Genomic DNA, 12,580 nt, shown 5'->3' with positions numbered 1-12,580 from the left:
GAGGTAAAATCCATGTGTGGTGTCGTTGGCATTGTAGCTCATTCCCCAGTTAATCAGGCTTTGTATGATGCGTTAACCGTATTGCAGCATAGAGGTCAAGACGCTGCAGGGATCATGACCATTAATAATGGCGTGTTTAAATTGAGAAAAGCGAACGGCTTGGTTCGTGACGTTTTTGAACAAAAACACATGGAGCGTTTAGCGGGCAATTGGGGCATAGGCCATGTGCGTTACCCAACCGCAGGTTCTTCAACTTCAGCTGAAGCTCAGCCGTTTTATACTAATTCTCCTTATGGTATTGCTTTTGTTCACAACGGCAACTTAACCAACGCGGAAGACTTAAAGAAGAATTTAATTAGCGAAGCTCGTCGTCACGTAAATACTTCGTCAGATTCTGAATTATTAATGAATCAATTTGCGCATGAGTTATGTGAAAGTGGTGGTGACTGGAATTTAAAACCTGCGGATATTTTTGCAGCTGTTACTGCACTTCACACTAAAGCACGTGGTGCTTATGCGGTTGTGGCTTCTATTATCGGTTTCGGTATTGTTGCATTTCGTGATGTGTATGGTATTCGCCCACTTGTTTTGGGTAAACGTGAAACTGAGCAAGGCACTGAGTACATGGTTGCATCTGAAAGTGTTGCAATTGATGCTGTTGGTTTTGAATTTATGCGTGATGTACAACCAGGTGAAGCGGTTTACATTACCCAAGACGGCCAATTGTTCAGCCAACAATGTGCCACTAACTCAGAACTAGTTCCTTGTTTGTTTGAATATGTTTATTTTGCGCGTCCTGATTCAACCTTAGATGATATTTCTGTGTACGCTAGCCGTGTACGTATGGGTAAAAAACTCGGTGAAAAAATTAAACGTGATTGGGCTGAATTAGATATTGATGTAGTTATTCCAATTCCTGAAACCAGCTGTGATATCGCGTTAGAAATTGCCAACACGTTAGATTTGCCCTATCGCCAAGGTTTTGTGAAAAACCGTTATATTGGCCGTACTTTTATTATGCCGGGACAACAACAACGTCGTCGTTCAGTTCGTCGTAAGTTGAACGCTATTTCGCAAGAATTCAGCGGTAAAAACGTCTTGTTAGTGGATGACTCAGTGGTACGTGGTACAACCTCTGAACAAATTATCGAAATGGCACGTGAAGCTGGCGCGAAAAAAGTTTATTTCGCTTCTGCTGCACCGGAAATTCGTTTCCCGAATGTATATGGTATCGACATGCCGAGCGCAAACGAATTAATTGCCTATGGTCGTGATGTACAAGAGATTTGTGATTTAATTAAAGCGGACGGTTTAATCTTCCAAGACTTACCTGATTTAATTGCCGCTGTGGGTGAGGGCAATCCAAAAGTTGAGCGTTTTGAAACTTCAGTGTTTGACGGTAACTATGTAACTAACGATGTTAGCCAAGCTTACTTAGATCATTTAGATGAATTGCGTCGTGATTCAGCTAAAGATGCAAGCAGCCAAAACCAAAGCTCTAGTTTGGATATTCACAACTTCAGCTAGTGTTAACCCCGGTTAGCTCGGGTGCTTGAAATTGAAGAGAGGTCAGCAATGCTGGCCTTTTTTGTTTGAATTTCGTCTCGTCTGATAAAAAGGCAAATTGATAAATCGTTACAAGGAATAAAGATGATATTTGACCAGATACTACTATTTTTCGTAAGCCTAGTTGCTAATACCTTGTCGTCGCTTGCTGGCGGTGGAGCAGGCTTGTTGCAATTACCCGCTATCATCTTTTTAGGTTTACCTTTTTCTGTAGCGCTGGCGACACATAAAGTTGCCTCTGTGGCTTTGGGTGTAGGTGCATCGATTAAACATTTAAAACATGGCCAGTTCGCCCCTGCATTAGTGCTGATTATGATTGTTGGTGCTTTGCCTGGGGTTATTTTAGGCGCAAACGTTATTGTTAATATTCCGCCTGTCGTGTCGTTATGGGCGTTAGGCGGTTTAACCATAGCTTTGGGTTTGTATTCGATTTTTAAACCAGACCTTGGCAAAACTGATGAGCTGAAAAACTTGAATATGCGTGGTTATGTTATTGGCTCTATTGGTTTGTTTATTATCGGCTTTTTAAATGGTTCGTTAACCTCTGGCACTGGGTTGTTTGTAACTATGTGGCTGATCCATTGGTTTGGTATGGGTTATGGGCGAGCGGTTTCTTATACCTTGGTGATGGTGGGTATTTTGTGGAATGGTACTGGCGCTATTACTTTAGGTTTGATTTCGCAAATTCAGTGGGATTGGTTACCGGCGTTGATTTTGGGCTCGTTGCTGGGTGGTTATTTAGGTGCGTATTTGGTAATTGCTAAGGGCAATAGTTTGGTGAAACGCTGTTTTGAGGTGTTAACTATTTTGTCTGGCTTGTCATTGTGGTTTAAGGCTATTTGGTAAGTTTTGTCGCAGTTGGGTAGCGTTGGTTTTAGCGCTGCGATTTTGGGAGCTATTAAGCACACTCGCTGCTAGTTGGGTGCAATATGCGAAAACATTGAACCATAACTTTCGCAAAAACGCTGTGAATACTTCCATGTACGCTCCGCTTTTTCATCCATGAAAAAGAGGTTTTGCTCTAAGTTATTGCTTCAATGTTTTTCTATGTCGTCGCTTGTTGATGGGGCGGTGCTAATAAGTACACTAGCAGCATAATTTTCTGAAAACGCTGTAAACCAAATCCCTGGGCGCTCTGCTTTATCATCCTTGATAATGAAGTTTCAGAAAATTAGCATGCGAGTATGCTTTATCTGGCTTTTCTATCGCTGCGGATCGCGCACTATGCCAAAACATTGAACCATAACTTTCGCAAAAACGCTGTGAATACTTCCATGTACGCTCCGCTTTCTCATCCCTGATAAAGAGGTTTTGCTCTAAGTTATTGCTTCAATATTTTTAGTTATTTGCTGCTTGTTGAAGGGACTCTGCTAATGAACACATTAGCGATACACCACCAAGGCCAATTGATTGGAGATGTTTTGAGCAAAACTTCAAAAGAGAGGGATATCTTTTGTGAGCGCTCCACGGACGGACTCGAAGCGTTTTTGTGAAAAATATCCCAAGCAAGTGGCCGTTTCTTTGTCCCAACAAGAACAGCACCGCCAAACCTGTAATAGCAACCTTGTGCACATTGTTGTTTAGATGAATTTTTCATATTAGAGTTGAGATAGGGTAAAGGAATAATTGACGTGTACGGTAATTTTCGTACAATTAGGGTGTTGTATGGGATTTAAAGATGCAAAAGCGCAAGTTCTCAGCTGCTTGGAAAGTGGCAATATATTGCATGAAGCGCGCGGTGATATTGATATTAAAAATTTGTTGTCTACTGGACAAATATCAATCGAAGATGTGACTAATATACTTAAGCGGGCTCGCGGTAATCAGTATGAATGTAGCTCGCATCATGTTATTAACACGATAGATGTACATATTATTAAAACAAACCATCAAGGGAAGCATTGGTACATTAAATGGTATTTTGTTGAACCAAATAGTGTATTCATAAGTGTGCATAATTGAGGTGAGATATGAAAATTTTTAAAGTTGGTGATACACAAAAAACGATTTGTGAATGTTGTCAGTCCTTAGAAAATGCAACATTTCAATTGCGCGATGTTCCTTTCAGTGATGGTAATGGAATGGCGAAAAACGTACTGGTGGGTGTTTGTAACAAATGCAATCAAGTTATTGTAATTCCTCAACAGTCAGCCCCTACAATAAATAAACAAATGCGTGCTAATCGTAAACCTATAGAAGTAAGAGTCCCTGCGCACTTTGTCGATATTATGAATAGTGCTTGTGCCGAGCTAGGCGCTAAGCCAGAAGATTCTGCTGCTTTGGTTAAATACTATGTCAGTATGTTAGCTCGTGACGCTATACCAATTGAAGGATTAAAAACTTATTTAAAGAGTGACTTAGCAGTGGGTAAAAGTGATAAGCGTATTTCATTTAAAAGTGCCGTAATTCAGCAAGAGTTAACTACGTTACAAACAAAAGCACATATTAGAAGTCGCAGCGACACATATAAAGCTGTTGTACTTAAAATTCATGATGATGTGCAAATACACCCCCAGCCAGATTTAATCAGTCAATTAAAAGGGGTTGTCGCTGCAGTTTCTTAATGACCAAAGCCAATTGATTGGAGATGTTTTGAACAAAACTTCAAAAGAGAGGGATATCTTTTGTGAGCGATCCACGGACGGACTTGAAGCGTTTTTGTGAAAAATATTCCAAGCAAGTGGCCGTTTCTTTGCCCCGAACACAGCAGCGCCGCCAACCAAATTCAAGGTATACACAAAATCTCAATATCAAGAACATAGTTTCCGCCCCCTGACACCCCATGACAGTGCACCAAACAAAATCACCATTAAATAACAAAACATTTGCCACAAACACCCGCAAAACTTGCTATTACCCCCCGCAAGCAATAGACTATCGCGCTCTAAAAAACGAATTGATGTTAGCATGCGAGTTTCCGATTTTTCTTTTGATCTACCCGATGAACTGATTGCCCGCTACCCGGCTGAAAAACGTAGTCAGTCGCGTTTATTGGTGGTCGATGGCAATAGCGGTGAGATAAATCACAAAGTCTTTAACCAAATGATAGATTTGGTAACAGATAAAGACCTGATTATTTTCAACAACACTAAAGTTATCCCTGCGCGTTTATTAGGCCAAAAAGTTTCTGGCGGCAAAATAGAAGTGCTGGTTGAGCGCATGTTAGATGGCAATAAAATTCTAGCGCATGTGCGTGCCAATAAAGCTTTAAAGCCAGGTACGGAAGTGGTGTTGGAAGAGCACATTCGTGCACAGATGCTTGAACGCCAAGATGATTTATTCGTTTTACAAGTTTTGAATGATGAGCCTGTACTAGAACTATTAGAACAATACGGCCATATGCCGCTGCCACCTTATATTGATAGGGCGGACGAGCAAGCAGATAAAGACAGATATCAAACTGTATATGGTGAGGTGCCAGGTGCAGTTGCAGCGCCAACCGCCGGTTTGCATTTCGACGAAGAATTACTTGCTAAAATTGCCGACAAAGGTGTGCAAGTTGAATATGTGACTTTGCACGTAGGTGCGGGTACTTTTCAATCTATTCGCGTAGATGATGTTAAAGACCATCAAATGCACGCTGAGTACATAGATGTGCCGCAACATGTAGTGGATGCTATATTCGCCTGTAAAGCGCGTGGTGGCCGAGTGATTGCAGTTGGTACAACATCGGTACGCAGCTTAGAAAGTGCAGCTCAGTTTGCTGATGATGCTCTAATTGCACCGTATCAAGGTGATACTAGCATCTTTATTTATCCAGGTTACGAGTTCCAAGTGGTTGATGCAATGTTTACAAACTTTCATCTACCCGAATCTACTTTAATTATGTTGGTATCGGCGTTTGCTGGGCAACAACATATAAAACAAGCTTATCAAACTGCGGTTGAACAAAGGTATCGTTTTTTCAGTTATGGCGATTCAATGTTTTTAACTAAACAAACGCACAAATAAGCAATAAACACTGACATTGGTAAAGAATATATGTCTGATTTTATGAAGTTTGAAAAAATGGCAGAAGACGGTCAAGCAAGACGCGGTCGTTTGCATTTTGAACGCGGTGTGGTTGAAACCCCTGCATTTATGCCTGTAGGTACTTACGGTACGGTAAAAGGCATGTCACCAGACGAATTAGAGGCCATTGGTGCACATATTTGTTTGGGGAATACCTTTCACTTAATGTTAAGACCGGGTACCGAAATTATCCGCATGCATGGTGATTTGCACGATTTTATGAATTGGCAAAAACCTATCTTAACTGACTCAGGTGGTTTCCAAGTATTTAGCTTAGGTGAGTTACGTAAAATTACCGAGCAAGGTGTTATCTTCCGCTCGCCAATTAATGGTGAACGCATTGAATTAACGCCAGAAAAAGCCATGCAAGTTCAGCGCGAATTGGGTTCAGATATCGTAATGATATTTGACGAATGTACCCCATATCCTGCAACTGAAGAGCAAGCACGTACCTCTATGGAATTGTCTTTGCGTTGGGCAAAACGTTCTAAAGATGCACATGACGGCAATCCTTCAGCTTTATTCGGCATAGTACAAGGTGGTATGTATCCACATTTGCGTGAAGAAAGCTTAAATGGTTTAGAAGAAATAGGTTTTGACGGTTACGCCATCGGTGGTTTATCTGTTGGTGAGCCAAAAGAAGATATGATCAATATCTTAAATAACTTAACCGACAAAATGCCAACCAACAAACCGCGTTACCTAATGGGTGTTGGTAAACCAGAAGACATAGTAGAAGCGGTTCGCCGTGGTATTGATATGTTTGACTGTGTAATGCCTACTCGTAATGCGCGTAACGGTCATATCTTTGTTAGTGATGGTGTGGTTAAGCTTAGAAACGCAAAACACAAGACAGATACAGGCCCATTAGATGAAAAATGTGACTGCTACACTTGTAAAAATTATTCTAGAGCATATCTACATCACTTAGACAAATGCAACGAGATACTCGGAGCACGTTTAAACACAATTCATAACTTGCGCTACTACCAAAGACTAATGGAGCAATTACGCGACGCTATAGCCGCTGGTGAGCTAGAACAATTTGTTGAAGAATTTTACGCTGCACGTGGTTTACCAGTGCCGCCATTAGACAATCAAGATTAATTTATTTTTATTAGAATATAGGGGAATGTTATGGACTTTTTAATTGCAAATGCATATGCCAATGGTGCAGCTCCAGCTCAAGGTGGCGGCATGCAAATGGTTATCATGTTAGTTGTTTTTGGTTTGATTTTTTACTTCATGCTTTATCGCCCACAAGCAAAACGCATGAAAGAGCACAAATCGTTAATCGCATCTATCAGCAAAGGTGATGAAATTTTAACTCAAGGTGGTTTAGTGGGCCGCGTAAGTAAAGTGAGTGAAGAAAAAGACTTTATTTTAGTGACTTTGGCAGACGGTGTAGACGTTGCAGTACAAAAAGGTTCTGTAACAGCTGTGTTGCCTAAAGGCACAATTAAATCAATCTAATAGGGACGGATTGTGTTAAATAAATATCCTTTATGGAAATACCTGCTGATACTAGTAATAGTATCCGCAGGTTTTTTGTATGCACTTCCTAATATGTACGGGGAAGATCCTGCATTGCAAATTTCAGCCACCCGCGGTGGTGACGTTGAAATTTCGCAATTAGAACAAGTAAAACAAGCACTCGAACAAAACCAAATTCCTTTTCAATCTATCAAAATTGAAAACAACCAAATTCAAGTTCGTTTTAAAGACACTGAAGACCAATTAGAAGCGCGTGATGTTTCTATGCAAGTTCTTGGTACTGACTTTATTGTTGCGTTAAATATTATGCCTGCTCAACCTAAATGGTTGGAAGATGTGGGTGGTAACCCAATGAAGCTTGGCCTAGATTTACGTGGTGGTGTGCATTTCTTAATGGAAGTTGACATGAGTGTCGCTTTACAGAAAAAACAAGAAGAAATGTTAGCTGACTTTAGAGCTGAACTGCGCGAACAACGCATTCGTTATCATAGACTTACTGAATACGGTAACGGTGTGAAAGTTACTTTCCGTAAAGAAGATGAAATGGCAGCTGCGCTTGATCATTTATCTGATACTTTTGCTGAGTTAACCATAGATGAAAGCCGTAGCGAAGATAATACTTTGCTTGCGACTATGTCTGAAGCACGTGTTAAAGAAGTTAAAGAATATGCACTGCAGCAAAACATCACAATTATCCGTAACCGTGTAAATCAATTAGGTGTTGCCGAGCCTTTGGTAATGCGCCAAGGTGCTGAGCGTATTGTAGTTGAATTACCAGGTGTACAAGACACAGCGCGCGCCAAAGAAATTTTAGGTGCAACTGCAACACTTGAATTTAGAAAAGTCGATGAAGATGCCGATGCAGCTTCTGCGGCAACAGGTCGTGTTCCACCAGGCTCTGAAGTTTTTTATGACAGACGCACAGGTCAACCAGTTGTACTTAAGAAAGATGTTATCTTAACCGGTAATCATATTACTGGTGCAAACTCGAGTTTTGACGAATACCAAAGACCACAAGTTAATATCGACTTAGATGGTCAAGGTGGTAACAAAATGTCGCACTTTACCAAAGACAATATTGGTAAACCTATGGCGACGTTATTTGTTGAATACAAAGCAACAGGTCGTAAAAAGCCTGATGGTTCGTTAGAGTTTGAAGCAATTAAAGAAGTGATTAACGTTGCAACTATTCAAGCACGTTTAGCTCGCAGCTTCCGAATTACTGGTATTGATAGCCCGAACGAAGCACAAAACTTAGCATTATTGTTACGCGCAGGTGCTTTGATTGCGCCAATTCAAATTGTTGAAGAGCGCACAGTTGGCCCAAGCTTAGGTCAAGAAAATATCGACTTAGGTATGACAGCGATTATCTGGGGTTTCTGCTTAGTACTCGCCTTTATGATTTTGTACTACCGTGGTTTTGGTGTAGTTGCCAATATTGCGCTAGCGCTTAACTTGGTATTAATTGTTGGGGTAATGTCGCTTATTCCAGGTGCAACATTAACTTTGCCGGGTATGGCGGGTATAGTTTTAACCGTAGGTATGGCGGTTGACGCCAACGTGCTGATATTCGAGCGGATACGTGAAGAAATTATTGATGGCCGTGGCCCACAACAAGCAATTCACCAAGGTTACGACAGTGCATTTTCAACCATTGCTGATGCCAACATCACAACCTTTATCGCTGCGGTAATCTTATTTGCTGTTGGTACAGGACCGATTAAAGGTTTCGCTGTAACTTTGGCAATTGGTATTATCACTTCAATGTTTACCGCTATTGTGGTTACTCGTGCAGTTGTTAACTTAGCTGTCGGTGGTCGCAAAGTGAATAAACTGTCAATTTAAGGAGCAGACATATGTGGTTCAAGTTTAAAAATACCATTAACTTTATGTCGCAGGCTAAATTGGCGATATTCTTTTCAGCGGCGATGATTATTGGTTCAATTGCATCTCTGTCAATTAATGGCCTTAAATTCGGTTTAGATTTTACCGGCGGTACCTTAATTGAAGTGGGTTACGAAAAAGCAGCTGATTTAACTGAAATTCGTGGTCAGTTAGATGCCAACGGTTTTGGTGATGCAGTTGTACAACATTTTGGTACTAGCTCAGATGTATTGATTCGTCTGGCACCACGTAATGATGTAAAACCAGAAACTTTGAGTAATCAAGTATTAGAAGTGGTATCTACCACTTCATCTGGTGAAGCTGAAATGCGTCGTATCGAGTTCGTTGGCCCAAGTGTTGGTGAAGAATTAAAAGAGCAGGGCGGCTTAGCTATGTTAGTTGCGCTTATCTGTATCTTAATTTACGTAGCATTTCGTTTTGAATGGCGTTTTGCACTGGGCTCAGTATTGGCGTTAGCGCACGACGTAACTATCACAGTTGGTTTATTCTCTATATTAGGCATAGAGTTTGACTTAACTGTATTAGCTGCGGTACTTGCGGTTATCGGTTACTCACTAAACGATACTATAGTTGTGTTTGACCGTATTCGTGAAAACTTCCGTAAATTACGTATTGATGATGTTTCGGAAATTATCAACGAGTCACTTACGCAAACATTAAGCCGTACAACCATTACCTCATTAACCACAGTATTGGTATTGTTGGCACTGTTTTTCAAAGGTGGTGCTTTAATTCATGGTTTTGCAACTGCACTATTATTTGGTGTGTTCATTGGTACTTATTCTTCAATATTCGTTGCAAGTGTAGCGGCATTGAAGTTAGGTATTAGCCGTGAAGATATGATCCCAACTGTGATTGAAAAAGAAGGTGCTGATCAAGACGCTTTAATGTAAAGCCGTTGAGGTTAATTCACTTTTTAAAAGAAGGTCGCGCAAGCGGCCTTTTTTGATCAGCAAGCAAACCTTGCTGCTGCATTTCTAACAAAGCTTGTTGAATTTGCGGAATTAAATTGCGGTGGCGCTGGTGAACATAATGATAAACAGGGTAAGCGTCAGCAGCTAAAGGCACAATATAAATGTTGTTAGCTGTGTTTAATTGGTTAATTAACTCAAGGTAACTGTCGTCAACCAACGCAATTTTACTTCGTCCTGTTTGCAGAAGTTTCATAATTTGTTGAATTGAATTTACTTCAATTTTTGTACGCTCACCAATTAAAACTTTGGAATAAACAGAGCCGCGCTGAATAGCAATAGGGTTTGGTAATGCGTTGGTGTCGGGTAAGGTTTTGATATTAGTATCTGTTGTTAGCATAACTACGCTAAAATTGACCAATGCAGGTGAAACTTGGATCAATTCTGGATAGGCTTTTGACAAACCGCCATAACGGCCAAGTTCAGCATCTGCTTTACCTTGGCTCGACATATATAATGCCCGAGCTGCCGGAAGTGGCCACACCTCAATATCATAGCCAATTTTTTTATATACTTTTTGCATTATGCCTGTGGCATATTCAACTAAAGGGTGGCCTTCAATTGTGGTAATAATCAATTTTTCTGCAGCCAATGCTGGGTTAATTACGTTACTAAACGTAATTAACCCAAATATGCAACCGCCGAAGAATGAACGCATAAGTTATGGATTACAAACTTCACAAATAGCGTAAACGCCATTTGGATCATTCCACTGAGCAATCTGTTTTATTTCCTTCAAGGTTTTAAGTATTTCAGGTTGTAAAACATAAGGTGATTGTTCAGTTGGCTCGTCTATCCATGTACTCACTTGTCCAAGCAACTCTTTGAGCATTTGTTGCTGTGGTGTCAGTTCAATTTCAATCAATTGGGTTTTGTAATCTTCAATGCCTGCTAATGTAGCAGCAGAAGCGATGGCATCATCTAAATTACCTAAGTTATCAACTAAACCTAACTCAAGCGCTTGGCTACCAATCCAAATGCGCCCTTGCGCTACTTTATCTGCTTCAGCTAGTGTCATATCTCTGTGTTTCGACACTATATGTAAAAATCTTTGATAAACACGCTCTGTGCTTTTTTGCAGTATATTTTGGCTGCTTTTCTCTAGTGGTACAGCAGGATTTAACACAGGCCATTCAGTAGTGGATACACCGTCAGTATGAATGCCAATATGCTCTAAGCTTTTTTCTAGTGTCATATATAAGCCAAATACACCAATAGAGCCGGTCACTGTACTTGGATGCGCCCAAATTTCATCTGCGCTTGCGGCTATCCAATAACCACCTGATGCAGCAACTGAACTCATAGAGGCAACCACAGGTTTGTTTGCTTCACGCAGTAAATCAATTTCACGGCGGATCACTTCTGATGCAAAGGCACTGCCACCAGGACTATCAATACGTAAAACAACCGCTTTTACCGAATCATCTAAACGTGCACGCTCTAATAATTTAGCTGTACTGTCGCCACCAATTTCACCGGCTTTTTTATGCCCATCTAAAATTGTGCCTTTCGCTACAACTATCGCAACTTTGTCGCCAGCTGGTTGTGGGAAAGCATGTGCAGGTTTAACTAAAGATAAATATTCTTTGAAAGATACTTTGTTGTAGCTGCGTTTGTTATCCGTCCAGCCAACAATTTCTGCTAATTTCTGATCGATTTCTTCACGCGTAACCAGTTGATCAACCCAGTTATTGTCGACACTATATTGCGCCATATCATAATTTGCTTTGGCGAACTTAGTTTCAAAATCAGCCATTTTTTCATCAAACGCATCAGCAGTTAAACCGCGGCGGCTAGCCACACCATCTTTATATATATGCCATAGCTCGTCTAACCAGGCTTGGTTGGCGGTTTTTGCTTCTTCACTCATATCGTTACGCATAAATGGCTCAACCGCTGATTTATACGAACCAACCCGGAAAATATAAGTAGATACTTTGAGTTTTTCTAACGCGGATTTGAAGTAACTGTTGTACATGCTATAACCGTCAAGCTGAACAAAACCCATAGGGTGTAGCAGTACTTCATCGGCATAACTGGCTAAGAAATATTGATTTTTAGTGTAATAGTCACCAATTGCGATAACCTTTTTGCCATTTTGTTTAAATTCTTCCAGTTTGTTGCCTATGGCTTCAAGTTTGTTTAAACCACCGCCCGCTAGGTATTTAAGGTCTAAAACAATGGCTTGAATTCTGTCGTCTCGGCTTGCGTTGTGCAGAACCTCTAACACGTCAGCAAGGAGAATTTCTTGTGGGGTTGAATCGTCGCCCAAACTTTCAGCCATAAAAGCATCCACTGGGTCGACAGCTTGTTTTTGTTCAACAATAACGCCAGATAAATTCAGCACTAATGCGCTTTGGTTGGCAATTTTTACTGTATTTTTGTCTTGGCCGGCGGCAACTATAATGACGGCAAGCACACCAAAAAATATCAAGTTAAGTAAAAATTTTCGGGTGAAATTAATGGTATTCCACAGCGCGGAGAAAACTCGGCCGATTGCGCTACGTTTTTTCGGTTGTTGATCAGTCATCTTGTTATCAAATTCCTTATTTGCATAGCAGTTGGCTGAATATAACGCGGGGATGCCAATTGCTTTTGGTGAAAGCCATTATCTACTGACTTTTAAATAAACT

At 40.7% G+C, this 12,580-nt stretch carries 11 protein-coding genes; 9 read left to right on the top strand and 2 right to left on the bottom strand.

The window, feature by feature from the left end; all coding sequences use genetic code 11:
- The first annotated feature begins 12 nt into the window (after positions 1-12).
- The 9 genes from purF to secF all read left to right on the top strand — a co-directional run bounded on the left by purF (position 13) and on the right by secF (position 9,869).
- A complete protein-coding gene (gene purF / locus ACMZOO_RS03040; RefSeq protein WP_440905326.1) occupies positions 13-1,527 on the top strand; it encodes an amidophosphoribosyltransferase in 1,515 nt (504 codons plus the stop codon).
- Positions 1,528-1,650: 123 nt separating this feature from the next.
- Positions 1,651-2,412, top strand: a complete 762-nt coding sequence (locus tag ACMZOO_RS03035; RefSeq protein WP_440905325.1) for a sulfite exporter TauE/SafE family protein — start codon at positions 1,651-1,653, stop codon at positions 2,410-2,412.
- Positions 2,413-3,231: 819 nt separating this feature from the next.
- Positions 3,232-3,528 (top strand): hypothetical protein, encoded by a 297-nt coding sequence (locus tag ACMZOO_RS03030; protein ID WP_440905324.1) that lies wholly within the window; start codon positions 3,232-3,234, stop codon positions 3,526-3,528.
- An 8-nt stretch (positions 3,529-3,536) separates the two neighbouring features.
- A complete protein-coding gene (locus ACMZOO_RS03025; RefSeq protein WP_440905323.1) occupies positions 3,537-4,130 on the top strand; it encodes a hypothetical protein in 594 nt (197 codons plus the stop codon).
- Positions 4,131-4,473: 343 nt separating this feature from the next.
- The gene (gene queA, locus ACMZOO_RS03020; RefSeq protein ID WP_440905322.1) at positions 4,474-5,517 is read left to right on the top strand and encodes a tRNA preQ1(34) S-adenosylmethionine ribosyltransferase-isomerase QueA; all 1,044 of its coding nucleotides are present in this window, start codon (positions 4,474-4,476) and stop codon (positions 5,515-5,517) included.
- A 42-nt stretch (positions 5,518-5,559) separates the two neighbouring features.
- Entirely contained in the window at positions 5,560-6,684 is a 1,125-nt protein-coding gene (tgt, locus tag ACMZOO_RS03015; protein WP_440906330.1) for a tRNA guanosine(34) transglycosylase Tgt, read from the top strand.
- A 30-nt stretch (positions 6,685-6,714) separates the two neighbouring features.
- Positions 6,715-7,050 (top strand): preprotein translocase subunit YajC, encoded by a 336-nt coding sequence (yajC, locus tag ACMZOO_RS03010; RefSeq protein WP_016955752.1) that lies wholly within the window; start codon positions 6,715-6,717, stop codon positions 7,048-7,050.
- Between the two features lie 12 nt (positions 7,051-7,062).
- Positions 7,063-8,916 carry a protein translocase subunit SecD gene (secD, locus tag ACMZOO_RS03005; protein WP_440905321.1) on the top strand — a complete coding sequence of 618 codons (1,854 nt, stop codon included), beginning with the start codon at positions 7,063-7,065 and terminating at the stop codon, positions 8,914-8,916.
- A gap of 11 nt (positions 8,917-8,927) precedes the next feature.
- Positions 8,928-9,869 carry a protein translocase subunit SecF gene (gene secF / locus ACMZOO_RS03000; RefSeq protein WP_440905320.1) on the top strand — a complete coding sequence of 314 codons (942 nt, stop codon included), beginning with the start codon at positions 8,928-8,930 and terminating at the stop codon, positions 9,867-9,869.
- A gap of 16 nt (positions 9,870-9,885) precedes the next feature.
- Here secF and ACMZOO_RS02995 read toward each other — a convergent pair whose 3' ends face one another.
- A complete protein-coding gene (locus ACMZOO_RS02995) occupies positions 9,886-10,605 on the bottom strand; it encodes a substrate-binding periplasmic protein (protein WP_440905319.1) in 720 nt (239 codons plus the stop codon).
- 3 nt (positions 10,606-10,608) lie between these two features.
- Positions 10,609-12,477: a signal peptide peptidase SppA gene (gene sppA / locus ACMZOO_RS02990; RefSeq protein WP_440905318.1), complete on the bottom strand. Its 1,869-nt coding sequence runs from the start codon at positions 12,475-12,477 to the stop codon at positions 10,609-10,611.
- Positions 12,478-12,580: the final 103 nt, after the last annotated feature.

Origin of the sequence: Catenovulum sp. SX2 (assembly GCF_052056295.1) — a bacterium.
Taxonomy (GTDB): Bacteria; Pseudomonadota; Gammaproteobacteria; order Enterobacterales; family Alteromonadaceae; genus Catenovulum.
Note: the sequence above shows the minus strand (reverse complement) of the source record. Positions and strands in the feature narration are given on the sequence as shown.

Bases quoted from the DNA above. Each gene is read 5' to 3' on its own strand.
- ACMZOO_RS03025 (WP_440905323.1), top strand. From the start codon at position 3,537: ATGAAAATTTTTAAAGTTGGTGATACACAAAAAACGATTTGTGAATGT.
- ACMZOO_RS02995 (WP_440905319.1), bottom strand. From the start codon at position 10,605: ATGCGTTCATTCTTCGGCGGTTGCATATTTGGGTTAATTACGTTTAGT.
- purF (WP_440905326.1), top strand. From the start codon at position 13: ATGTGTGGTGTCGTTGGCATTGTAGCTCATTCCCCAGTTAATCAGGCT.
- queA (WP_440905322.1), top strand. From the start codon at position 4,474: ATGCGAGTTTCCGATTTTTCTTTTGATCTACCCGATGAACTGATTGCC.
- yajC (WP_016955752.1), top strand. From the start codon at position 6,715: ATGGACTTTTTAATTGCAAATGCATATGCCAATGGTGCAGCTCCAGCT.
- sppA (WP_440905318.1), bottom strand. From the start codon at position 12,477: ATGACTGATCAACAACCGAAAAAACGTAGCGCAATCGGCCGAGTTTTC.
- secF (WP_440905320.1), top strand. From the start codon at position 8,928: ATGTGGTTCAAGTTTAAAAATACCATTAACTTTATGTCGCAGGCTAAA.
- ACMZOO_RS03030 (WP_440905324.1), top strand. From the start codon at position 3,232: ATGGGATTTAAAGATGCAAAAGCGCAAGTTCTCAGCTGCTTGGAAAGT.
- tgt (WP_440906330.1), top strand. From the start codon at position 5,560: ATGAAGTTTGAAAAAATGGCAGAAGACGGTCAAGCAAGACGCGGTCGT.
- ACMZOO_RS03035 (WP_440905325.1), top strand. From the start codon at position 1,651: ATGATATTTGACCAGATACTACTATTTTTCGTAAGCCTAGTTGCTAAT.